General features: G+C 39.1%; 20 protein-coding genes and 1 pseudogene. 4 read left to right on the top strand and 17 right to left on the bottom strand.

The window, feature by feature from the left end:
* Positions 1 to 103 precede the first annotated feature (103 nt).
* Positions 104 to 880, top strand: a complete 777-nt coding sequence (xth, locus tag ACZZZW_RS23470; protein WP_055910018.1) for an exodeoxyribonuclease III — start codon at positions 104 to 106, stop codon at positions 878 to 880.
* Here xth and ACZZZW_RS23465 read toward each other — a convergent pair whose 3' ends face one another.
* The 8 genes from ACZZZW_RS23465 to ACZZZW_RS23430 all read right to left on the bottom strand — a co-directional run bounded on the left by ACZZZW_RS23465 (position 881) and on the right by ACZZZW_RS23430 (position 7,707).
* A complete protein-coding gene (locus tag ACZZZW_RS23465) occupies positions 881 to 1,291 on the bottom strand; it encodes a PAS domain-containing protein (protein WP_055910011.1) in 411 nt (136 codons plus the stop codon).
* A gap of 293 nt (positions 1,292 to 1,584) precedes the next feature.
* Positions 1,585 to 2,274, bottom strand: coding sequence for a 2,3-diphosphoglycerate-dependent phosphoglycerate mutase (gene gpmA, locus ACZZZW_RS23460; RefSeq protein ID WP_055910008.1), 690 nt, complete (start codon positions 2,272 to 2,274; stop codon positions 1,585 to 1,587).
* Between the two features lie 155 nt (positions 2,275 to 2,429).
* Positions 2,430 to 2,690: a hypothetical protein gene (locus ACZZZW_RS23455; RefSeq protein ID WP_055910006.1), complete on the bottom strand. Its 261-nt coding sequence runs from the start codon at positions 2,688 to 2,690 to the stop codon at positions 2,430 to 2,432.
* Positions 2,690 to 3,805 (bottom strand): M42 family metallopeptidase, encoded by a 1,116-nt coding sequence (locus ACZZZW_RS23450; protein WP_055910004.1) that lies wholly within the window; start codon positions 3,803 to 3,805, stop codon positions 2,690 to 2,692. The genes ACZZZW_RS23455 and ACZZZW_RS23450 overlap by 1 nt, the downstream gene beginning before the upstream one ends.
* Before the next feature lie 41 nt (positions 3,806 to 3,846).
* Complete coding sequence (locus ACZZZW_RS23445) at positions 3,847 to 4,296, bottom strand: GNAT family N-acetyltransferase (RefSeq protein WP_055910002.1); 450 nt, start codon at positions 4,294 to 4,296, stop codon at positions 3,847 to 3,849.
* A 2-nt stretch (positions 4,297 to 4,298) separates the two neighbouring features.
* Positions 4,299 to 4,883, bottom strand: a complete 585-nt coding sequence (locus ACZZZW_RS23440; RefSeq protein ID WP_463497109.1) for a hypothetical protein — start codon at positions 4,881 to 4,883, stop codon at positions 4,299 to 4,301.
* Positions 4,884 to 4,892: 9 nt separating this feature from the next.
* Positions 4,893 to 6,074, bottom strand: a complete 1,182-nt coding sequence (locus ACZZZW_RS23435) for an MFS transporter (RefSeq protein ID WP_463497107.1) — start codon at positions 6,072 to 6,074, stop codon at positions 4,893 to 4,895.
* A gap of 91 nt (positions 6,075 to 6,165) precedes the next feature.
* Positions 6,166 to 7,707: an acyl-CoA carboxylase subunit beta gene (locus tag ACZZZW_RS23430; protein WP_055909996.1), complete on the bottom strand. Its 1,542-nt coding sequence runs from the start codon at positions 7,705 to 7,707 to the stop codon at positions 6,166 to 6,168.
* Positions 7,708 to 8,108: 401 nt separating this feature from the next.
* On the opposite strand from ACZZZW_RS23430, the gene ACZZZW_RS23425 reads away from it, so the two are divergent.
* From ACZZZW_RS23425 to can, 3 genes are all read left to right on the top strand, one after another.
* Complete coding sequence (locus ACZZZW_RS23425) at positions 8,109 to 8,411, top strand: hypothetical protein (RefSeq protein ID WP_235526092.1); 303 nt, start codon at positions 8,109 to 8,111, stop codon at positions 8,409 to 8,411.
* A gap of 158 nt (positions 8,412 to 8,569) precedes the next feature.
* Positions 8,570 to 10,177 carry a SulP family inorganic anion transporter gene (locus ACZZZW_RS23420; RefSeq protein WP_055909992.1) on the top strand — a complete coding sequence of 536 codons (1,608 nt, stop codon included), beginning with the start codon at positions 8,570 to 8,572 and terminating at the stop codon, positions 10,175 to 10,177.
* A 2-nt stretch (positions 10,178 to 10,179) separates the two neighbouring features.
* Positions 10,180 to 10,836, top strand: coding sequence for a carbonate dehydratase (gene can / locus ACZZZW_RS23415; RefSeq protein WP_055909989.1), 657 nt, complete (start codon positions 10,180 to 10,182; stop codon positions 10,834 to 10,836).
* Between the two features lie 63 nt (positions 10,837 to 10,899).
* Here the strand turns inward: can and ACZZZW_RS23410 are convergent, their stop codons facing one another.
* From ACZZZW_RS23410 to ACZZZW_RS23370, 9 genes and pseudogenes are all read right to left on the bottom strand, one after another.
* The gene (locus ACZZZW_RS23410) at positions 10,900 to 11,160 is read right to left on the bottom strand and encodes a hypothetical protein (RefSeq protein WP_463497100.1); all 261 of its coding nucleotides are present in this window, start codon (positions 11,158 to 11,160) and stop codon (positions 10,900 to 10,902) included.
* Between the two features lie 67 nt (positions 11,161 to 11,227).
* Positions 11,228 to 12,877 carry a glycoside hydrolase family protein gene (locus ACZZZW_RS23405; RefSeq protein ID WP_463497097.1) on the bottom strand — a complete coding sequence of 550 codons (1,650 nt, stop codon included), beginning with the start codon at positions 12,875 to 12,877 and terminating at the stop codon, positions 11,228 to 11,230.
* 184 nt (positions 12,878 to 13,061) lie between these two features.
* Positions 13,062 to 13,496, bottom strand: coding sequence for an L-rhamnose mutarotase (locus ACZZZW_RS23400; protein WP_082458845.1), 435 nt, complete (start codon positions 13,494 to 13,496; stop codon positions 13,062 to 13,064).
* Between the two features lie 14 nt (positions 13,497 to 13,510).
* Positions 13,511 to 14,812: an alpha-L-fucosidase gene (locus tag ACZZZW_RS23395; protein WP_162235822.1), complete on the bottom strand. Its 1,302-nt coding sequence runs from the start codon at positions 14,810 to 14,812 to the stop codon at positions 13,511 to 13,513.
* A 7-nt stretch (positions 14,813 to 14,819) separates the two neighbouring features.
* On the bottom strand, positions 14,820 to 16,472 hold the full coding sequence (locus tag ACZZZW_RS23390) for a sodium:solute symporter (RefSeq protein WP_463497092.1): 1,653 nt from the start codon (positions 16,470 to 16,472) through the stop codon (positions 14,820 to 14,822).
* 10 nt (positions 16,473 to 16,482) lie between these two features.
* Complete coding sequence (locus ACZZZW_RS23385; protein WP_463497089.1) at positions 16,483 to 18,003, bottom strand: RagB/SusD family nutrient uptake outer membrane protein; 1,521 nt, start codon at positions 18,001 to 18,003, stop codon at positions 16,483 to 16,485.
* A 48-nt stretch (positions 18,004 to 18,051) separates the two neighbouring features.
* Positions 18,052 to 21,119 (bottom strand): annotated as a pseudogene (locus ACZZZW_RS23380) (SusC/RagA family TonB-linked outer membrane protein).
* A gap of 33 nt (positions 21,120 to 21,152) precedes the next feature.
* Positions 21,153 to 22,370 (bottom strand): enolase C-terminal domain-like protein, encoded by a 1,218-nt coding sequence (locus tag ACZZZW_RS23375; protein ID WP_055912079.1) that lies wholly within the window; start codon positions 22,368 to 22,370, stop codon positions 21,153 to 21,155.
* A 9-nt stretch (positions 22,371 to 22,379) separates the two neighbouring features.
* A complete protein-coding gene (locus tag ACZZZW_RS23370; RefSeq protein WP_055912081.1) occupies positions 22,380 to 23,144 on the bottom strand; it encodes an SDR family NAD(P)-dependent oxidoreductase in 765 nt (254 codons plus the stop codon).
* Between the last annotated feature and the right edge of the window lie 15 nt (positions 23,145 to 23,159).

Below are 23,159 nucleotides of genomic sequence, written 5' to 3'. Positions count from 1 at the left end.
GTTTTTTAACTCAAAAGAAATTTTATTGCTAAAATTGTAGCTTTAGTATGGTAAGTTGAAACACTTGGTTTCAATTTGGCGTTTTAATACTGAGATTTATAAAATGAAGATAGCAACTTATAATGTAAATGGAGTTAATGGTCGCTTGCCTGTTTTATTGCGCTGGCTCGAAGAAACCCAACCCGATGTAGTTTGTTTGCAGGAACTAAAAGCACCGCAAGAAAAATTTCCTGAACAGGCCATTAAAGATGCTGGTTATAATGCCATTTGGCACGGACAGAAAAGCTGGAACGGTGTTGCCATATTGGCCAAAAATTTAGAAATAAAGGAATTAAGGCGTGGGTTAGACGGCGACCCTGAAGATTTGCATAGCCGGTACATTGAGGCTATGGTAAACAATGTAATTATTGGCTGTTTGTACCTGCCAAACGGCAACCCGGCACCGGGGCCAAAGTTTGATTATAAATTACAATGGTTTGAGCGCTTTACTGCCCATGCTGCCAAATTACTCACCTACAATTTGCCTGTGGTTTTGGCTGGAGATTACAATGTAATTCCAACAGAACTCGATGCTTATAAACCCGAACGCTGGGTGGAGGATGCTTTGTTTAGACCAGAAACACGTTTGGCCTTTAAAAATTTAATAGGGCAGGGGTATACAGATGCCATCAGAAAGTTATATCCTGATGAAACAATTTACACCTTTTGGGATTATTTCCGCAATGCATACGGAAGGAATGCAGGGTTACGGATTGATCATTTTTTGCTGAGCCCACAGGTTAGCGATCGCTTAAAATCGGCAGGAGTAGACAGGGAAGTTAGGGGATGGGAAAAAACAAGCGACCACGGACCTGTGTGGATTGAAATTGATGATTTATAATTAAGAAACAGACTGCTTTAAATCGGTAACATCTAAAGTTGTTCCGATTAGTTTTAAACTTTCGCCATCTTGCTGAGATAGTATTCCATCCGCTTTAATCCATCTGATTTCACCATCAGGACGGCGGATGCGGTAAAGCACATTGTAACTGCTTTTTTCTCTGGTTACTGTCAATTCAATTTCGTCTTGAACATGGTCAAGATCTTCTGGTAAAATTAAGCCTAAAACGGTTTCATAACTTAAAACAGCATTTGGCGGGTACCCAAAATTTTCTTTAAACGACCTGGTTGAGCGGAGTATTCCAGTGGCTACACTTAACTCCCAAAAACCCAGACCAACGTGGTCGAACACAACATCCCAATGACCATCGCAGATAATTGAGAGATCGATGCTTCTAATATTTGATCTCATAATAAGGATAAACTAATTGTTATAATAACGCAAACAATGTAAATATAATTTTAAGTATTAATAACAATAAACGCAGTGCTTAAGGTTTTAATTGGTATAGTTGGCAAGAATTTTTCTCTACGAGGAGATAAGTAGGTGAAATTGGTATAAAATTACTCTATGTGCTGTTAATTCGCAGAAGTTTTTCAGCTAACTAAGCAATCTTTTAAGCAAAAATATCTAGCATGATGGTTTACTTCTCGTTTTCCTCCCTCAAATGACGGTATTTTTATAAATAAAGCTTCTTTTAGTATTTATTCAAGATAATAATGCCTGATTTTTTGCAGGTTATCATCCAGTTCGTAAACCAGCGGCACCCCTGTAGGGATTTCTAAAGCGGTAACTTCTTCGTTTGATAAGTTATCGATGTATTTAATCAGTGCCCGTAAACTATTGCCATGTGCGCTGATAATTACTTTTTCGTTTTTGCTTATGGCGGGTACAATGCGCTCGTTCCAATAAGGCAATACCCTTGCAATGGTATCGCTTAAGTTTTCGGTTAAGGGCAATTCTTCGGGTTTTAAGAGTTGATAACGGAGGTCGTTCCCAGGATAGCGTTCATCATCTTTGGTAATTTGTGGAGGTTCTTCATCAGGATTTCTTCTCCATTTATATACCTGATCTGCTCCATATTTCTCTGCAGTTTCTGCCTTGTTCAGGCCTTGTAAAGCACCATAAAAACGCTCGTTTAAATGCCAGCTTTTATGTTCGGGGATCCAAAGGTGATCAAGATCCTCCAAAATGATGTGTAATGTTTTAATAGCCCGTTTTAATAGCGATGTAAAAGCGATGTTGAAATTATAACCATGCTTTTTTAAAATTTCACCTGCCTTTTTTGCTTCCTGGTAACCATTTTCTGATAAATCTACATCCGTCCAACCGGTAAAACGGTTTTCGAGGTTCCAAACGCTTTGTCCGTGGCGAATTAATACAAGTTTTTTCATAACTATATGCTTAAACAAATAAGATGTAAAATGTTCTAAAAATGATTGTAGTGAAATTGTAAAATGCCTTTTAAATAAAAGAAGTCAAGTTTTTATAGCGCATGGCCATTAAAACTTGACTTCTTTAGCAACTAATCTTGCTCGGATATTAAAAATTAAATTTGTCGATTTTCTTTTTCGATCAATTCTCTTTGATCTGTTAAATCTTTATAATAGAAATAAGCTGTAAACCCTAAAATGAGGATAATGTTGCTTATTTTAAAACTATGGTCGAGCCAGTAAGCAAGTGGCGGTGCATTACCGTTCATGCTTTGTTTTATGCTTGGCCATGAGTTTAGCGTAAAAATGATCAAAATCATCAGCAAAAGCTTTAAAAAGGTTCTGATGATGATTTTTTTATGGTTTACTTTTTCCATTATTTAAATTCCCTGAAATCATGACCATCGGTAATGTTTAATAAACTTTCGTAAATTAAACTGATTACATTGTCAACATCTTCTTTATGCACCATTTCTACAGTGGTATGCATATAGCGTAGCGGTAATGAAATTAATGCTGATGGAACACCCCCATTTGAGTAGGCAAAGGCATCAGTATCTGTTCCGGTAGAGCGCGATGAAGCCTGACGCTGAAATGGAATATTATTTTTTTCTGCAGTTTTAATTAACAGTTTATTCAGGTTGGTTTGCACGGCTGGCGCATAAGAAACCACCGGGCCTTTACCGGCAGATAAATCGCCCTGAATGTTTTTGTTAATCATTGGGGTAGTGGTATCGTGGGTTACATCGGTAATGATAGCCACATTAGGTTTAATACGATGTGCAATCATTTCTGCCCCACGCAAACCAATTTCTTCCTGTACAGAGTTTACAATGTATAAACCGAACGGAAGCTTCTTCTTGTTTTCTTTTAATAAACGTGCAACTTCGGCAATCATAAAGCCACCTACACGGTTATCTAAAGCGCGACCAACATAATAGCGGTCGTTCAATACCATAAACTCATCTTCGTAAGTAATTACACAACCTACATGGATGCCCAGGTTTTCTACTTCCTCTTTTGAAGTACAACCACAATCTAAAAATATATTTTTAAGTTCAGGAGCCTGTTCTTTTTCACCATGGCGGGTGTGGATGGCCGGCCAGCCAAATACTGCTTTTACCAGGCCTTTTTCGGTGTGGATGTTTACGCGTTTTGAAGGCGCAATCTGATGATCAGAACCACCGTTGCGGATTACATAAATTAAACCATCGCTGGTGATGTAATTTACATACCACGAAATTTCATCAGCATGCGCCTCAATAACTACCTTAAAAGCTGCTTTAGGATTAATTACACCTACTGCTGTGCCATAATTATCTATAAAATGCTCGTCGATATATGGTTTTAAATAGTTTAACCAAAGTTTTTGCCCTTCCCATTCGTAACCGGTAGGCGCTGGGTTATTAATGTATTCTTCCAGAAATTGTAGCGATTTTTTTGTTACTACCGGAGTATGTTTCTTTTTTTCGTCGTCTTTTTTCTTAGCCATATGTTATTTGTTTTACCACCAAAGCACCAGGGGGCACAAAATTAAATTTCTTTGTGATCTTCGCGTATTGGGGGTTCTTCGTAATTTAATATTAATTGCATGATCACAAAATCGTACCCATCTTTAAAAAAGGTTTTATCGGTTTCGTGGAAGCCAAATTTAAAGTAAAATTCTTTAGCATTTACACGGGCATTGCACCATAGTTTTGTCGCTTTTTGAATTTTACAAAAATCAATGATATATTCCAGCAATTGCGAACCTAAACCAGTCTTTTGTGCTGTAGGAAGAATGGCCAGTTTCCTGAATTGGTAAACATCTCCATCATTAAATACGGAAACTACACCTGTTAATTTATGATCAAGATACAATCCAAAATGGATGCCATTAAAATCATCTGGTAGTTTTACAAAATCAAAGGGTTGATCAGGATACATGGTTTCATGCCTGATCCGCCAGGTTAAAGAAGGAAATATTTGCTCAATTTGAACCATCGTTATAATAAAAAGCTAAAACCGATTCTGCCGTCAACCCCAAAGTATGGATCAAAGGCGCTTAAGCGAACGGTTGGACCTAGCATCAATTCAAAATTTATTTTTTTGCCAATACTTCGTTGGTACCCCCATTGCGGAGTAATTCCAATCTCACCATTACCAAAATAATCATTGTTTAAAAGCGGTTTAAAGTATGCCGAAACATCCAAGCCGTAATAGTTGGCGGCATTGTTGGCCGTTTTCCTTCCTTTTTTATTTCTTTTGTCAAAATTATAGTAGCGCCTAAACCCTGCATTAATGTTTGGAGAGATATTAAAATAGGTATTCGTTTTAGCAATAAGGCCATAATCCTCTGTTTGGATGGCAAAGGAAGCACCTATACCTCCGGCAAAATATAAGGTGGCCAGTCTATCAATTTTTTGTTCACGCTCATAACTAATGCCCAATAAGGTAAGCCTTATTTTGTTCAGCGATTTAACTTCTGTTTGTTGTTCTACATGTGTACTGTCTTGCGCCTTTAACTGGCCTGCAAAAACTAAAGAGAATAAGAGAATTGAAAGTGTTTTGATTGCGTTTTTAGATTTCATGTATTTTTATTAATTAATGGATTTATTTTTTCTTCCGTAAAATTGGTAAATTAATATGTTAAGGATTATTATACCCGTCATCCCGTAGCAGAATAAAGCCCATCCACCCTGATCCCAGAGCCATAAACCGAGTGCCGACCCACAGCTTGCGCCAATAAAACTAACCGACATAAAAATGGTATTTAACCGGTTTCTTGCTTCAGGTATTAAAGTGTAAATCCGGGTTTGGTTAGTAACATGGATAGCCTGCTGGCCAATATCGATCAATACAATGCCAATTACAAAAAGATATAAGTGGCTGCCTGTAAAATAGAATAAGGCAATGCTTACAATTTGCAGGATAAAGCCAATCATCAGGTTTTTACGTGGATTGTTACCATCGCTCAGTTTACCAACCAATGGTGCCGCCAATGCGCCTGCAGCTCCGGCAATTCCAAATAACCCAATCTGTAAAGTTTGAAAACTAAAGGGTGGATTGGCGAGGAAAAGCACCATGGTGGTCCAGAAGGCACTGATTATGGCGAAGGCCAAAAAGTTAATAATCGATGTTTCTCTTAAAGCAGGCTGGGTTTTGATGTAGCCAAACATCGAGCGCATTAATTCTTTATATGTTCCTTTAAAGGCAGGGTAACTTTTAGGGAAACGTTTGGCCATTAAAATGATTAGTAACCCACAAATGGCAGCAGCGATATAATAAACAGCACGCCAGCCCAACCAAAAGCCAATGCTTCCGCTTACCGCGCGTGAGGCTAAAATGCCCACCAATAACCCGCTCATAATCATGCCGATATTTGCACCACGGTTTTCATCGGTGCTTAAGTTGGCTGCCAATGGTAAAATTAATTGTGGTACAATAGAGCATGTTCCGATTAATATGGAAGCAATTTCGAGTAGAAAGAAAGTGTGCGAAACTGCCGCCACAAGTAAGGCAAAAATAGCCAGACCAGTAATCATGAGAATCTGTTTCTTGCGCTCAAACATATCGCCAAGTGGTACCAATAGGAAAAGGCCAAGGGCATAACCAATTTGTGTGAGGTAAGTGATTTTTCCGGCATCGGTTTCGCTGAGCTTAAAATCTTTCGCAATTAAGATCACCAATGGTTGGCAATAGTAAATGTTTGCAACAATGAGGCCTGTGCAAAAGGCCATGAGTAAAATATCTGTCCGTGATAATTGGGGAGTAATCTGCATGTTGGTTTTTGAGTCAGAAGTCAACAGTCATAAGTGTTAGTGGGCGGGTTGCTATACTAGCTGAATATGCACTTATGACTATATACTATTTCTACAAAGGTATATTTCCGTGTTTTTTTCTTGGGCTGTTCACTACCTTATTTTCTAACATCTTAAAAGCTTTTATCAACTTTACACGGGTTTGGGCGGGTTCAATTACTTCATCAACAAAGCCACGCTCTGCCGCACGGTAAGGGTTAGCAAAGATATCGGAGTAGAGCTTTTCTTTTTCGAGCCACTTTTCTTCGGGTTTTTCTGCTGAATTGATTTCTCTTTTAAAAATAATTTCTGCGGCACCTTTAGCACCCATAACCGCAATTTCGGCACTTGGCCAGGCGTAATTCATATCTGCACCAATGTGTTTGCTGTTCATTACATCGTAAGCTCCGCCATAAGCTTTTCGGGTAATTACTGTGATGCGCGGTACAGTGGCTTCGCTAAAGGCATACAATAATTTTGCACCATTGGTGATAATTCCGTTCCATTCCTGATCTGTACCTGGTAAAAAGCCCGGAACATCTTCAAATACAAGCAAAGGGATGTTAAAACAATCGCAAAAGCGGACAAACCTTGCGGCCTTATTTGATGAATTGCTGTCTAAAACACCTGCTAAATAGGCTGGCTGATTGGCCACTATGCCAATGCTTCTTCCTGCAAGGCGGGCAAAACCTACTACAATATTCTCTGCATAGGCGGCATGTACTTCCAAAAAGCTATCACTGTCGGTAACAGTGGTAATTATTTCGCGGATATCATATGGCTGTGAAGCATTTTCGGGCATAAAGGTATTCAGCTCCGGCCTGCTTTCATCAGCGGTTTCGTATGGTAAATGATCGGCAATTTCCTCACAGTTTTGAGGCATATAACTGAGTAAGCGTTTTACGTGGTTAATGGCTTCAATTTCGTTGGCACAGGCAAAGTGCGTAACGCCTGATTTTGTGGCATGTGTGGTTGCGCCGCCCAATTCTTCTGAGGTTACTTCTTCATGTGTTACTGTTTTAACCACATTTGGGCCGGTAACAAACATATATGAAGTGTTTTCTACCATTAAAATAAAATCGGTAATGGCGGGCGAGTACACTGCACCTCCGGCACATGGGCCCATAATGGCCGATAGCTGCGGGATAACACCGGATGCCTGCACGTTTTTATAAAAAATATCTGCATAACCGCCTAATGAAACAACACCCTCCTGGATACGGGCACCACCGCTGTCATTTAAACCAATTAAAGGTGCACCATTTTTCATGGCCATATCCATTAATTTGCAGATTTTTTCTGCATGGGTTTCGGAAAGTGAACCGCCAAATACGGTAAAATCCTGAGAGAAAACATAAGTTAACCTTCCGTTGATTGTTCCATAGCCTGTTATTACACCATCACCAAGATATTTTTCGCGTTCCATGCCGAAATCGGTGCTGCGGTGGGTAACCATCATCCCGATTTCTTCAAAGCTACCTTCATCCATTAAAAAATGAATGCGTTCGCGGGCTGTAAGTTTGCCTTTTTTATGCTGACTGTCTATCCGCGCTTGTCCGCCACCTAGGTTGGCCTGGTTAATCTTATCTTTAAGTAATGCTATTTTTTTATCCATTGCTGAAGCTATGAGAATTTAAAATTAAAAATTACTAACGGTAATGCAAGGTTTGCACCAGGTTATTTATCCTTGAACTATGCCCGATGTTAATTAAACAGCAGCGGTATCCGTTTTGGCCTGGTTTGATTTTAATTTTGAAATGAAAGTTGCCAGAAAGATTAAGCAATTGGCAGGGCTGCGCTGGCCGATGATAACCAAGCCATGATGTTTCAAAAGATAAATAAAAGCCTTTTTTATAAGCTACAAACTAAGATTTACGATATAATTACATTTTTTTTACAGCCTAAAGCATTGAAAAACCAATTATCCGTTTATTTTTGTAACCGTTAGTATTAGAACAACATTAGAATTAGTAGATGTTTTTAAGGAAATACAAGTATTTAATCGTTACATCATTCATGTTCATCTTCATGGCGAAGATGGGTATATCTGGTGCACCGGTTTTTTGTACGAGTATTGATAAGGAAATCATGAACGCTGTAATCATGCAAATTGAGTTAGAGCATGATGGCGGAAAGGATACCGCCAAAGATACCGCAAAGTTTACCGATTTTAAGCTTGTTGAACTTAACCATCCTATTTTTTCTTACGAGTTCTCTTCAAGTCATTTCTTTTTGAAGAGCAGTTTTATTGAACATTTCAAAAGATATGTAGATCCATATCATCCTACGGTACCAACACCACCGCCTAACTTTATTTAGTCAGTTTTTATTGGGGTAATCTTTTTGGTGAGTAACCAGCTATGATGGTATATGCCGTGTTTAAATACCTGCACGATATAATCATTGTGATCTGTGATCGCTTTTTAAAATTTCCCCAACGATTTATTCGTTAAAATTTACCAGATAATTATATCGTTATGCAAAAGTTTAACCCGGCCTTTTCAGGTTCGGACGTGAAGAAATATATTCTTAAAAAGAATTTAAAGAAAGATCTACCATCAAGTATTGTAGTGTTTTTGGTGGCCCTGCCATTGTGTTTAGGTATTGCACTTGCCTCGGGTGCGCCATTATTTGCCGGTTTAATTACCGGTATTATTGGTGGTATTGTAGTGGCCTCATTTAGCGGCTCGCAACTGAGCGTAAGTGGCCCCGCAGCAGGTTTAACCGTTATTGTTTTGGGCGCTATTACCTCTTTGGGTAGCTATCCAACCTTTTTACTTGCTGTTGTGCTGGCAGGGGTATTCCAATTAATTTTAGGCCTGGTTAAGGCCGGAACAATTGGTAACTACTTTCCATCAAGTGTAATTGAAGGCATGCTTGCTGCAATCGGACTGATTTTAATTTTAAAACAGTTGCCGCATGCATTAGGTGTTGATACTGATTTTACAGGCGATGAAGGTTTCTTTCAACAAGATCACGAAAATACTTTTTCTGCAATTACTGCAGCAATAAGCCATTTTAGTTTGGCTGCTGTAGTAATCAGCTTATTATCGATAGCCATTCTTATCATCTGGCCTAAATTTCCTAAATTGGCAATTGTGCCGGCACCATTGCTTGTGGTAACCTTGGGTATTATTGGTACTATAATTTTTGCTGGTACTGATCATCCTTTAAGGCCCGATCAAATGGTGAAAATACCTGTAGTAAGCGGATTCGGTGAATTTTTAGGTTTGTTTACCATGCCCGATTTTTCGCAACTGGCTAATAAAAACGTTTATATTGTGGCTATAACCATTGCTGTTGTAGCCAGTTTAGAAACCTTGCTCAGTATTGAGGCGGTAGATAAGATTGATCCGATTAAGCGTGTTACGCCAACAAACAGAGAATTGATTGCGCAGGGGATAGGCAACATCACCAGTGGAATGGTTGGTGGTTTACCCATGACATCGGTAATTGTACGGAGTTCGGCCAATGTAAATGCTGGAGGAAGAACAAAAATGTCGGCAATTTTCCATGGAACCTGGTTATTGTTATCCCTGTTGTTTATTCCGGGTTTAATTAACATGATTCCATTGTCGTGTTTGGCAGCAATTCTTTTGGTAACGGGTTATAAATTAACTCGCATCAGCTTGTTTAAGCACATGTACCATAAAGGATGGGATCAGTTTGTGCCATTTGTAATTACAGTTGTTGCGGTGTTGTTTACCGATTTATTAAAAGGAGTGGCCATTGGTATGTTGGTTTCGATATTTTATTTATTGCGTACCAACATGCGTAACCCCTTCTTTTACAGAATTACGAACGAAGGCGACAAAAAGAATATAAGGATTAAACTGGCAGAAGAGGTTTCATTTTTAAATAAAGCAGCAATACAGGTAGTTTTAACGAATATCCCTAAAGAAACAAATGTAACTATTGATGGTTCGAACGCCAGGTACATAGATCCTGATGTATTGGAAACCATTTTTAATTACAAACATAATGCCTATACAAAAGGTATTATTGTAACCCTGGAGAACATCCAGAAACATTATACAGTACCAAAATTAAATATTAAAGTAAAAGAAGAAATTAATAAAATATAGTTATGTGCGCAAAAACAATAGAAACACAAGATATTACTTACGATAACTTGTTACAAGGCAATAAGGATTGGGTTAAGGATACAATAGACAAGGATCCTGCCTTTTTTGATAAACTTTCTGCAGGCCAGAGTCCGCCTGTATTGTGGATAGGCTGTTCTGATAGCCGTGTACCTGCCAACCAGATTACGAATACCCGCCCTGGTGATATTTTTGTACATAGAAATATTGCCAATGTAGTGGTGCATACTGATATGAATTTACTTTCGGTACTTGATTATTCTATTAATGTATTGAAAGTAAAACATGTAATTGTTTGCGGCCATTATGGTTGTGGTGGTGTTAAAGCGGCCTTGGGTAACAAACAGGTTGGTATAATCGACAACTGGTTGAGAAACATCCGCGATGTATACCGTACGCACGAAAGTGAAATGGCGGCGATTGAAGATGAGGATCAGCGTTTTGATCGTTTGGTTGAACTGAACGCTATTGAAGGTGCAGCAAATGTAACCAATACTTCAATTGTACAAAGTGCCTGGGCAAATGGCCAGGAGCTTTCTGTACATGCTTGGGTTTATAGCTTAAAAACAGGAATCATTAAAGATTTACAGGTAACATGTACTTGTATTGATGATGTTGCTCCTGCTTTTAAAGTTGGATAAAACACCACCATAGGTGTTATTTTTTAGTTGTTAGGAAAAGCCTCCGGTTTATATCGGGGGCTTTTATTTTTCTGTGCTATCCGGCATATTCCCTGCATGGCCTTTGTTGCCTTTTTCGGCATCTGTTCGTGCTTCTTCCGAACCGAAATCGCCTTTTCCGAAATCTCTGCCTAAATTGCCTGATTCGGTTTCTACCGTATTTTGCGTTTCGTTATCATTGCTGCGGTGGCGTGGCACCTGCTGATCGGGCATATTGCTTTTATCGGCACTGTTATCTGCATTTTTATCACCCAGATTTTCGTTGTTGTCTTTTGTGCTTTCCATAATCTTAAATTAAATTGCTAGTATAGAACAGGATAATAGCAGATTAGTTTTAGCTTGTTTTTGGGTTTTAATTGATTTTAGGCATGGCTCTGAAATTAAAGGTCGATCTGTTATCATCAGTGATGATATATAGTGTGAAATCATAATTTTGACCTTTTTCGAAGGCAAAGCTTGTTGGCAGTGTTTTGGTAAATGCTGCGTATTTTTCAATGTGGGGAATTTCACCTTTTGTAATTAATTGCTGCTTATTGGCAATTGTGGCATAAAGTTCAATCTTGCTCGGTACCGATGTATTTAAACCGAAATTTTCTATGGTTATTTCTGTTGTTTGTAGATTTGAATTATTTTTGAAAACTGGTTTTCTTGCACTTAAAATGGCTTCTTCGTACTTTACCCAGGGTACGCGAGTGTAGCCGAAAAGTGTTTTTCCAGATCGGTACTTGCCGAGTAATTTTGGTGCAAATTCATCTTTGGTTAAAGCTAAACCGGTTGTGCTAAAAATCAGAATAAGATCTTTACCTGATTTTTCTGTACCAATTATTTTAGCTCCTTTACCAAAATTTACAGCATCAGATGCACCAAAACGCAACGATTTAAGGTCGATATCGGTTTGGGGATTAAAATCTTTTTCGGCTTTAACTTTTATCTTAATATTTTTGGTTTTATCATTAGGAAAATTTTTTGTGAGTGTGGTAAGCAGTACACCTGGATTTAGCGGAATTACAATATTTTTGGAACTGTGGTTGTCATTCGCAAAATCTTCTTCTTTTTGTGCATCAATTACAGCGAAATTTGCTTGAGTTGCTCTACCATATTGATCTTGAAAAACACGTATTCTTTCATATTTAAACCAGTTTTCTATCAATCCGTTTTTATGAAAAGATATGCCCGGAACGTAAGCTTCACCAGCATCTGTAACCCAATTTACACCATCTTTTGATCGCAGGTAATAGGCAATTCGGCCAAGCCAATCGTTTACAATTAAGTTATACTGAATATGGTCGCGCCAAATAACAGGATCCTCAAATTCTCCTTTTATGTTAGGATAGGCGGTTTTATTCGATATTTGATAATAGGTTGATAACCCCGATTTGCTTACCCAACTTCCGCCACCTCTACATACCATAAGGTAAGAACCATCTGCTCTTTGCGCAAAGGTGAGGTTGGAAAGCCCTTCAATAATCCGCCGGTCTCTTCGGTCAAAATCAAATTTTCCTTCGGTCCAGGGGCCATCTTCGTTATTTGCGGTGTAATTTTTATCTATGGCGTATAGTACCAGTTTACCATCTTTAGCTTTAAAAACATCTACATTGTGGCCATAACCAATGGTATCTTTGATAACAAAAGGGCCGAAAGAGTTTTTACATGTTGCATGGTAAATTATTGATTTTGGCCATTCAAAATGCCCTTTGGGAGCACTTTCTTTCCATCCATTTACATACAAATGGTATAAATTATCCTGTACTTTAATAATATCACCACACCAGTAAGATCGCTTACGATCTTCAATGCCATTATCTACATACCTTGGTACAACATTTTTATCACCCCAGGTATCGCTACTCAATTTTCCATCTGGCATGGGCAGAAACCGATCTTTAAAAGCTCCTCCTTTAACCAGTTGTTTCCAGCTTTCCGGGCGAGCACGCTCAGTTATCTGTGCATTAAGTTGATAGGCAATTGTTATGATCAAGAATAGGTTTAATAATTTCTTCATTAATTGTGTTGTTTTGATTGGTTAGGCAATAGCAATAACTAATTTGAGCCAATTGATTAGTGCTTATTTACTAACTGGAGCCTAATTATACATTGTACATTGTGTTTTGTAATATAAATAAAAATTTACCAGATATTAAATGCCACTTTTACCATAGCCCAATAATAAACATTAATAAATCAGATTAATTGTGGTGGAATACTTCTTCCATATTGCTCCATGTTTCTCCTTTGGCGGCAGCATCAGGTAGTGGGATTTGCATTGGTGCAGTTTCTTTCCACCAGCGTTGGGTAGTTGTATCGGCCGCCATTTTCTTCATGTCTGCATTGAAATTTTTCCCGGTATATTCAAAGTAGCTGAACAGGTAGGGTTTTCCATCTATATCTTTTAAATAAATAGAATAATTGCGGATGTTGCACTCACTTATTTTTTTAAGTACCGTTGGCCATGCTGCCGCATGGAGTTTCTTGTAATCGGCAACTTTATCCGGTTTCAATCCTGTTATGCTCCCGTAGCGTACCGGGGTTGCTGACGAATCTGTTTTTACTGATGAATTACAGGCAAACAGGACTAACATTGGAGCCAAAAGCCATAGATAGATTGTTTTCAGATTTTTCATATAATCATATAGCTTTAGTTAATTACAGGAATATCTTCTGGGTTGCCATCCAATTCGAGTACAACAATATAATCGGGTAGCGCGGTTTGATTGGCTGGAAGCTGAACAGCAATATTTTCATTTATTTTAAAGTCGACCGCTTGATTATTCAATAAGTATGCTTTTTTTACCTGTCGGTTTGGAATTTGTTTTAAGCTCAGCTTAGCTAAATTGGTATTGAATATATGCAGGTAAATTTTGTTGCCTTTTCTGGTTGTTGCATAATCATTGTTGGGTTGGTAAGGGCCACCTAATGTACCGTAAATGGCCTCTCCATTAATTTTTAACCAATTGCAAATTTCTTTCAGGCGTTCAGTTTGCCTGGCTTCAATGCGGCCATCAGGCATTGGCCCCACATTTAGTAACAGATTACTGTTTCCGCCTGCTGTTTTCGAAATAATTTCCAGGCATTGTTTTAAAGTCTTCATTTTATCGTTGGGTTTCCAGGCCCATTGCTCACAAATGGTAAAGCAGCTTTCCCAAGGTGTTGTCATGTTAAGTTTGCCTACCACTTGCTCTGGTGTATCGTAATCGCCTACCATTTTAGCAACATCAATATTTTTATTTTCCATCGCTGCAAATTCTTTTCCCAAACGGTTATTAATAATAATATCAGGTTTTAATGTTTTGAGGTAAGCATACAGATCCTTTCCCATTTCATCTGTCCAGGGTTTTTCCCATTGTCCATCAAACCAAAGCATATAAGGGTCATATTTGGTTATCAGTTCTTTTAACTGATTTTTCATGTACGTTCTATAACGGTCCATATCCGATTTGGGATCAATGGTTTGGTTTTTTGCCGAGTGAATAGGGTAATCGGGATGGTGCCAATCCAATACGGAATAATAGATGCAAAATTTGATTCCCTGTTTCTTGCAAGCCTCGTTCAATGCGCCTACAATATCTTTTTTGTAAGGGGTATTGGCAATATCATAATCCGTAAAAGCACTTGGCCATAAACAAAAGCCATCGTGGTGACGTGCGGTAATGGTGAGGTATTTCATGCCAGCATCTTTTGCAGTTTTCACAATCGCATCTGCATTAAACAATACGGGGTTAAATTCTTTGTACAAGTTGTCGTAATCTTCTATCCCAACCTGATCGCCACGGCTCCAGCCAATTTCGGTGCCACGTAAACTTACCGGCCCCCAATGGATGAACATGCCGAAGCGTTTATCCATAAAATTGTTTATGGGTGATGAATTTATATTTTTTGTTTGTGCACCAACACTGAGAAATGCTGTTAATGCAAGCAGTATTAAAAGATTTTTTTTCATATCAATCTTATTTAAAATACACATATAAAATACCCATAATGGCCAGCAGTGCCACCGATAAAAATTTGTAATTGCCTATACCCGTCCACCCTTTACTTTGTAAGGGTTCCCAGATCGATTTCCAATACAATACTTCGCTTTGTGCGGTGTGTTTAACGGGATAGCAATAAGAAAAAATTACCTGTATGGTTACACATGCACAGAAAAGATAAAAGGCCATCATCATAAATGGAATCCCGCCGATGAAGGTTCCGGTACCATAAACCTTATTTACAATAAATACAGCAACGCCAAGGATAGAGCCAATAAGCAAGGTGTACTGGGCTGCTTTTGCAGATGCTTTTTTCCAGAAAACCCCTAAAAGAAATACACAGGTAATGGGTGGGGCAATATGTGCAATTACATCATTTATACCCTCAAACAAACTTTGGTAACTGTTTAGCAATGGCAATAATGCGATAGATAATACCAGGGCTATGCCTGCACTCCAACGCCCAACGGTTACCAGTTGCTGATCGGTAGTTGCTGGTTTAAAACGTTTGTATAAATCGTAGCTGCTTAGGGTGGCAATAGAGTTTAGTGCTCCTGCTATCTGACTCATTAATCCCGATAGAAGTGCCGCTACCAGTATCCCAACCAATCCTTTTGGTAAAAGCTGAGTAATCATTAAGGTGTAAATGCCTTTGGTGTTTAAAACAGCTTCGCCGTTTGTACCGGTAGTTTGTAAGCTTGATAAATCCATTGTACCTGATTTGTATAGTGCATAAGCAAATAAACCTGGTAGCACAAAAATGAAAACAGGTAAAATTTTAATGAAACCGCAAAATAGTGCGCCTACACGGGCATGGTTTTCATCTTTTGCACCCAATACCCTTTGTACTATAGTTTGATCCGCACACCAGTACCAGATACCCAATACCGGATAGCCCAAAAATACGGCAACCCAGCTCATGCCGCTTTTATCACCAACAGGGCGTATCATGCTGAGTTTATCCATTGTGTTTTCGCGTTGTAAAACCGCAGTCATTTCGTGCCAGCCACCTACTTTGTTCCATGCAAATACAGTAATAATAATTGCACCGGTTATTAATACCAAACTTTGTATGGTTTCGGTAACTACAACGGCTTTTAAACCACCAATAATGGTGTATAAACCTGTTAAAGCTGCAATTACGACAATGCTGGTGTACATCGGGATGCCAAATAAGGTTTCGAGTACTATACCGCCTGCTAAAAAGGAAAAGGCAATGTGAATAATAATGGCTGATAAGATGGAAATAAAGGCGAGCCAATCTCTGCAGGCGCGGTTATAACGGCGTTCTAAAAAATCGGGTAGGGTAGAAATGCCCGAGCGGATATAAAAAGGGATAAACAGCAAAGCCAGAAGGATGAGTGTAAAAGCAGCCATCCATTCGAAATTGCCATTTAACAGGCCCGAATCGAACCCACTTTGGGCAAGGCTTACCAAATGCAGACAGGAGATGTTGGTAGCAAAGAGGGCAAGCCCAATCATTGGCCATTTAAGGCTTTTACCTGCCAAAAAATATTCGCCACTTGTGGTTTCCTGATTCTTTTTTTTGCGCGTGCCTGTCCACAGTCCTATGGTTACAATAAACAATATATAGGAGATGGTAATTACAATATCTATTGTACTAATCATATTTGGTTGATTAATAAAGTGGGTTTTGCTGTAGCTGTTTATTTTTATCCAGCTCACCTTGAGGAAATGGCAGCACATTATTTTTCTCTCCGAACTTTAAAGGTACTCCTGCCGGATTTTTAAGCGGCGTCAATTTGGTATCCATAAGGTTTCTTCTTTTAAGATCATAATAACGTTGTCCTTCAAGCGCAAGCTCAATTCTTCTTTCATGAAGGATAAAATTTCTTAGTTTATCCTTGGTGTTGTAAACGGTTTGATCTACGCGGGGCATTTCTACACTTTTTCTTGTTCTGATGACATCCAAAGCATCATAAATGGTTAAATCCGGGCCGCTTACTTCATTTTTGGCTTCAGCAAACATCAATAGTACATCGGCATAACGGAGATGGATAATGTTTTGATCGGTAACCGGAATTTTAGTCCTGTCGAATGGTAGTTTTGATAAATCGATATACTTCTTTTGTACATAAGTGGTTAAAAGGGGGTCTGTTTCTTTAAACTCCGATCCATCTGGATTAATGTATTTCTCTGTAGGTACTGTTATGGTAAATTTTAAACGGGGATTCCTGTTGGCGTAGGGGTTTGCAGCATTGTAACCTGAGCCAGTTTCAGCAATCATTTTTCCGTTGGCCATTTCATATTCATCAACCAGGTTTTGGTAAGGAGCTATTGAGCCATACCAAGCCACTTCTACCAATACACCTTCATTGCCCTGTGGGTTGTTAGGCGAAAGATATTTAGTAGAGAATATAATTTCGGGATTGCTTTGCTGTGTAGCGGTAAGGAAAAGGTTGGAGTAGCCTCCCTGGTAAATCTGATATTTGCCTCCGGTAATTACGGCGTTTGCAAATTCTACTGCTTTTGGCCAGTTTTGTTCGGCAAGGTAAACTTTGGCCTGCAGGGCCTGAGCGCTTCCTTTTACAGCATGGCCGTTATATACTACATCAGGTAGATTAGCGATAGCAAAATCCAGTTCATCGTGTACAAACTTTAAAACCTCTTCTTTTGTGCTTTGTTTAATTTTTGCCGCTTCAACTGATGCAGGCACGCTTTTGTATAAAATTACTCCACCAAATGCCTGTTCGAGCTCAAAATAAAACATGGCTCTTAAAAAGCGTACTTCAGCTTTGTAAATTGTTTTGCTGGCTTCGGCAGTTGGTGCCTTATCTACATTATCTAAAAAGTAATTGCAGCCTGCTATTCCCTGGTATGGAATGTCGTAAAATGCCGAAGGTACGTTACTTGAGTTTACAATTCCTTGCGTTAAGTTACCAAAGCCGTAAAAAGAATGCCTGTCCAGTGCATTATCTGAATAGGTATCGAGCCATAATTTGCGGTGACCTAAAAAGCCGTTCTGCAAGCGCTTGTATACTCCTGTCAGTGCCAGTTGTACATCTGCATCACTTTTCCAAAAAACCTCAGCAGAGATGGCTGATGTAGGGTTTTTATCCAGAAAATCTTTTTGGCAAGCGGTAAACAATCCAATTATGATCAGAATAATTAAAGATATGGTGGTTTGTTTCGTTTTCATCTTATATATTTTTAAGTACAAAATATTTTACCCTTATTTTTTATCAGGTTAAAATTTAACCTTTAAACCTGCTGTATATATCCTGAGCTGAGGGAACTGAGCGAAAGAACCAGAACCAGCTCTTTCCGGATCATTGCCTTCGTATTTTGTCCAGGTAATTAAATTATCTCCCGATACATACACGGTAATGCCCTGTGAAGCTATTTTTTTAGAGATTGCTTCCGGAAAGGTATAAGAAAGATAGAGGTTTTTTAAACGTAAATAAGAGGCATCCTGAATAAAATACGTTGATGTGTAACCTGATACCCCCTGATAACCTGTAAGGTATACTGCCGGGATGGTATTACTGGGGTTGGTTGGCGACCATGCATTTAAAAATTTAGATGGAGGAGGAGAGCCCTGCCTGAAGGGTTCGTATCCCCAGCCATCTACCTGAACTTTTTGACCTTGTACGCCCTGGAAAAATGCACTTAAATTAAAGCCTTTATAACCAGCATTTAAATTGAATGAATAGGTGTAATCGGGAAATCTGCTGATGCGGATCCGATCTTCAGGACCAACTGTGCCATTACCGCTCACATCTCTTATTTTTAGATCGCCTGGTTTTAATACGCCAGAATTGGGTTGTTTTGGAGAAGCATCTATTTCTGCCTGGCTTTGGAAGACACCGATCCAATCGTAAACAAAGAAATTATTGTATGGTTGCCCCACCTCAAAAGTACCGAGTGTTTCGGCCAATACTTTGGTTACCTTATTTCTATAGCTGTGAAATATAAAATTTGCACCGTAGGTAAACTCACCGATTCTGTTTTGGTGTCTTAATTCTATTTCAATCCCCTTATTTGTCATGGCACCAGCATTTACAACGGGTGCGGTTACGCCCATGCTTGCAGGCACATCTGCACGGCGGGCCAATATATCGGTGGTGTTTTTGTTATACCAGCTTAGGGTTGCACCGAACAGACCTTTAAACAGGTCGAAATCCAAACCGAAATCGGCAATAGCTGTTTTTTCCCAGCGTAAATCTTTTGTGTTTATACCAAGAAGTTGTACTCCAGAATTTAAAGTTGAAAATGGATAGCTTGTTAGTGAAAGTATGTCTTGGTAAGGGTAATAGTTAGGGTTTCCTTCAGTAACTATTTCCTGATTACCCAATACACCATAAGATGCCCTCAATTTTAAATTGTCTATCCATGAAATGTTATCTTTTATAAAACTTTCTTCAGATATTTTCCAGGCAGCCGATCCTCCACCAAATGTGCCCCAGCGGTATCTTGGATCTACTCTGGAGGTACCATCGTACCTGATATTCCTTCTAAAAGGTATTTCCCTTTATAATCGTAATTAACCCTGCCAAATAAGGATTGTAAACCCCATTCGAACGAATTGCCACTCAAACTTTGATTAATGGGAGAACTTCCATTCAATTCCATAATGGTATTGTTCGGAAAATCGTAGCGGTTGCCTCCAATGCTGGTGCTGCGGTTATCTTGTTGTTCGTAGCCGGCTAATGCGCTTAAATTATGTGCATTGGCAAATGTGGTGTTGTAATTAAACGTACTATAAAGTGTTTTGGTAATGTTTCTGGCAGAGCTTTGTTGTAAACCAACAAAAGTAGGGTTGCCATTTCCAACTAATTCGTACACACCGCTGGTATTTGGTTGGTAAGCAAATGATGGTGTGCCAAACTGACGCTGCCTGTAATCTTGATTAAAAAAAGTTATAGCACCTTTTGTGGTCCATTTTAAACCATTAATAATATCAACATCTACATAAGCTTGTGCATTAACATTATAGTTTTTCGTAAACTGACCACCTGTAGCATATACTTCTTCAACCGTTCTGTTAGTACCGCTACTTGTGGTAAAATCTTTATCTGTAATTCTTCCACTCCCATCGGGTAAAAAAGGCTTAAACGTAGGGGCAGAGGCGTAGGCCAATAGTAATAAATCTGCATTAGTTAGCCAAGGTGCTTTAAAATCTTCATATGAAAAATTTATGTTGGTACCAACTTTTACTCTTTTGTGTACCCGGTTGGTATAATCTAATAAAGCATTATAGCGGTTGTATTTATAACCCTTTGTTATCGCATCCTGATCGAGGTAGTTTAATGATAAATTATAAGTGCTTTTATCGGTGCCACCCGAAAAACCTAAATTGTGGTTTTGGATAGGTCCTTTATCCAAAACATAATCTAGCCAGTCAAAATTCGGGTATTGCTCGCTGTTTGGGTTATTTTTATAAGCATCAATCTGTGCCTGTGTATATTGTGCAGGCTGACCGCTTCTTGCTTTTGCCTGATTGTACATTTCCATGTAGGTTACCGAGTTGGTAATCAGGTCAGGATATTTAGTGGCATAACTAAGGCCATAGCTGCCATTGTATTCTATTACATTGGTGCCTGCCTTACCTTTTTTAGTACTAACCAATATTACACCATTTGCAGCCCTTGCACCGTATATTGATGCCGATGATGCATCTTTAAGTACGGTTACACTTTCAATGTCCTGTGGTGATAAATTACTCATCGTACCAATTACACCATCTATTAATACCAAAGGATTTGGTGAAGCACCAGTAGAGCCAAAACCACGCAGCCTAAAGCTGGCACCATCTCTGCCAGGTTCACCTGTGGATTGTACAACATCGAGTCCGCTTACCCGCCCCTGTAATAAGTTTTGAACATTGGGTACAGGCCGCTCAGTAAGTGTTTTGCCTGTTACCGTTGAAACAGAACCCGATAGGTTGATTTTCTTTTGTGTGCCATAACCCACTACAACCACTTCATCAAGCTTATTGTCGCTTTCGCTAAGGGTAATACTTAATTTTTCCTGGTTTTGAACAATAATCTGTTGGTTGGTATAACCCACCATGGTAATTTCAAGTTTATTGCCTTTTTCTCCAGCGATGCTAAATTCGCCATTGCTGTTAGAAATGGTTTTGCTCTTATCTTTCGAGCTCGTATTGGTGATGGTTACACCAGGCAGTGGCTGATTGGAAGCATCTACCACTTTACCTTTAATCAAAGTTTGTGCTCCAGCATAATAAAAGCATAAACAAAGTGCCAGTACTGTTAAAAAATAACGTAAGCACGTTTTTCTCAATACCTTTTTCATAATAGTTTAAATTTGGTTTATAATTTGGTTAGCTTATTTTAAGTCACAGCTGCTCCCTGCTTCTTGGGGGGTAATGTAAACTCCTTTTTCAATCTTAATCGGGTTTACAAAATATTGTTTTAAATGTGGGATATGTTCTAAAAATAAGGCCTCATGGCCCATTGCTATATGGTTAAACAATACAAGGTGTTGGTGCAGCTGCCCCATATCGCCTACATGCGGTACAACAGGAACGCCAAATTTTTTGCACATTAAGCTAATGGTAATAAATTCACTTACCCCACCAACCCTTACGGCATCTACCTGGGCAAAACTGGCACAACCCGTTTGTAAGTAATTTTTAAAAATAATACGGTTTGGCACGTGCTCGCCAAGGGCAAGTTTAACCGGTGCAATGGCCTTTGCTAAAATTTGGTGTGCTAAAACATCATCCGGATGGGTGGGTTCTTCTACCCAGTAAGGATTCATGTTTTTTAGTTCATTGCATATTGATATGGCTTGCGGTAAAGTCCATTGCTGGTTGGCATCGAGCATTACTTTTGAGTTATCGCCTGCAACCTCGCGTACAATATTTGCCCTGCGGATATCTCTTTTTGGATCTGCTGAACCTACTTTAAGTTTCATGGCGGTAAAGCCGTTAGCTATCGCTTTTTTGCAGTTTTCGCGTACCTGGTTATCATCATAATTAAACCAGCCTACCGAAGTATCGTAACCTGGGTAACCAGCATTTAATATACCTGCTCTTGATGGCTTGCTATCTACCTCATTTTGCAGCATTTCAATTGCTTCTTCTCTTGTAAGTACATCTTCCAGGTAGGACAGATCGAGGGTGTTTACAATTTCTTCAGGGCTTAGGTCGATTAATAATTTCCATAGTGGCACCCCTCTTTTTTTTGCCCATAAATCATAGCAGGCATTGGTAACAGAGGCCAAACCTAAATGTACCACGCCTTTATGAGGCCCGAGCCACCTAAACTGTTGTTCGTTTGATAAGGTTTTAAAGGTTTGCCCAAAATTCCCCATCAGCTCTTCAATACCAATGCCTTTTAAGGTATCGGCATAAAATTTTGCGGCATTGCAAACCAGATCATTACCTGCCCCGAGTGTAAATGCCAATCCTGTTCCGGTTATATTATTTTCGGTTAATTGTGTTACTGCGTAAGAATATTGGGGATCTTTATGTATCGCATCGCTTCCTGCTCCGGTTGTTAGTGCAAACCTTTTATCCTGGATCTGTATTTTATCAATCATTTTTAGGGGTTATATTGTAGTTCTGTATCCTAATTCTGCACCACCGCTAACGGGTAAAATTGTTCCGGTAATGAAGCGGGCAGCGTTGCTTAAAAGAAAAGTACAGGCATCGGCAATTACGTCGCCAGCCGGCATATTGCCCAAAGGCTGTAAATTATTCAGGTACTTTTCTATTTCGCCTGCATTAGGTTGTTCCTGGCTCCAGGCTTGTAATGTTGGGGTATTAATTGCTGCGGGCGATACGGCGTTTACCCTGATCTTAAATGGTGCATAATCAAGTGCCATTGCTTTGGTAAGGGCATTAATGGCTCCTTTGGTTGCCACGTATACGGCATGGTTATCTTGCCCAATACTGCCCACCATCGAGCTTGTGTTTAATATACAGCCCTGCGATTTTTTTAAGTGTGCAATACCATAACGGGTGGTGTACAAAATGCTTTTCAAATTGATGTTCATCAGTAAATCCCATTCTGCATTACTGGTTTCATCTAAAGATTTTGAAGGATGGGCTATTCCGGCATTATTGTGAATGGCATCTATACGGCCATACTTTTCGATGATGATATTTATTGCCGTTTCCACTTCAGCTTCATGCGCAACATTACAGTTTATAAATAATGCTTTTGTGCCATCAAGTTCTTCGAGTTTGTTCTTAGCTGGTTGGTTTTTATCTAATATGCAAACAGTAGCTCCTGCTTTTACATAGGCTTTTGCGCATTCCCAGCCAATACCATCGCTACCGCCGGTTAATGCGATAATTTTATTTTCGAGCATAATGCTTTAATATTT

It is taken from the genome of Pedobacter sp. AC379 (assembly GCF_979258145.1).
Note: the sequence above shows the minus strand (reverse complement) of the source record. Positions and strands in the feature narration are given on the sequence as shown.

Coding starts and splice junctions, on each gene's coding strand:
- xth (WP_055910018.1), top strand. CDS start 104: ATGAAGATAGCAACTTATAATGTAAATGGAGTTAATGGTCGCTTGCCT.
- ACZZZW_RS23465 (WP_055910011.1), bottom strand. CDS start 1,291: ATGAGATCAAATATTAGAAGCATCGATCTCTCAATTATCTGCGATGGT.
- gpmA (WP_055910008.1), bottom strand. CDS start 2,274: ATGAAAAAACTTGTATTAATTCGCCACGGACAAAGCGTTTGGAACCTC.
- ACZZZW_RS23455 (WP_055910006.1), bottom strand. CDS start 2,690: ATGGAAAAAGTAAACCATAAAAAAATCATCATCAGAACCTTTTTAAAG.
- ACZZZW_RS23450 (WP_055910004.1), bottom strand. CDS start 3,805: ATGGCTAAGAAAAAAGACGACGAAAAAAAGAAACATACTCCGGTAGTA.
- ACZZZW_RS23445 (WP_055910002.1), bottom strand. CDS start 4,296: ATGGTTCAAATTGAGCAAATATTTCCTTCTTTAACCTGGCGGATCAGG.
- ACZZZW_RS23440 (WP_463497109.1), bottom strand. CDS start 4,883: ATGAAATCTAAAAACGCAATCAAAACACTTTCAATTCTCTTATTCTCT.
- ACZZZW_RS23435 (WP_463497107.1), bottom strand. CDS start 6,074: ATGCAGATTACTCCCCAATTATCACGGACAGATATTTTACTCATGGCC.
- ACZZZW_RS23430 (WP_055909996.1), bottom strand. CDS start 7,707: ATGGATAAAAAAATAGCATTACTTAAAGATAAGATTAACCAGGCCAAC.
- ACZZZW_RS23425 (WP_235526092.1), top strand. CDS start 8,109: ATGTTCATCTTCATGGCGAAGATGGGTATATCTGGTGCACCGGTTTTT.
- ACZZZW_RS23420 (WP_055909992.1), top strand. CDS start 8,570: ATGCAAAAGTTTAACCCGGCCTTTTCAGGTTCGGACGTGAAGAAATAT.
- can (WP_055909989.1), top strand. CDS start 10,180: ATGTGCGCAAAAACAATAGAAACACAAGATATTACTTACGATAACTTG.
- ACZZZW_RS23410 (WP_463497100.1), bottom strand. CDS start 11,160: ATGGAAAGCACAAAAGACAACAACGAAAATCTGGGTGATAAAAATGCA.
- ACZZZW_RS23405 (WP_463497097.1), bottom strand. CDS start 12,877: ATGAAGAAATTATTAAACCTATTCTTGATCATAACAATTGCCTATCAA.
- ACZZZW_RS23400 (WP_082458845.1), bottom strand. CDS start 13,496: ATGAAAAATCTGAAAACAATCTATCTATGGCTTTTGGCTCCAATGTTA.
- ACZZZW_RS23395 (WP_162235822.1), bottom strand. CDS start 14,812: ATGAAAAAAAATCTTTTAATACTGCTTGCATTAACAGCATTTCTCAGT.
- ACZZZW_RS23390 (WP_463497092.1), bottom strand. CDS start 16,472: ATGATTAGTACAATAGATATTGTAATTACCATCTCCTATATATTGTTT.
- ACZZZW_RS23385 (WP_463497089.1), bottom strand. CDS start 18,003: ATGAAAACGAAACAAACCACCATATCTTTAATTATTCTGATCATAATT.
- ACZZZW_RS23375 (WP_055912079.1), bottom strand. CDS start 22,370: ATGATTGATAAAATACAGATCCAGGATAAAAGGTTTGCACTAACAACC.
- ACZZZW_RS23370 (WP_055912081.1), bottom strand. CDS start 23,144: ATGCTCGAAAATAAAATTATCGCATTAACCGGCGGTAGCGATGGTATT.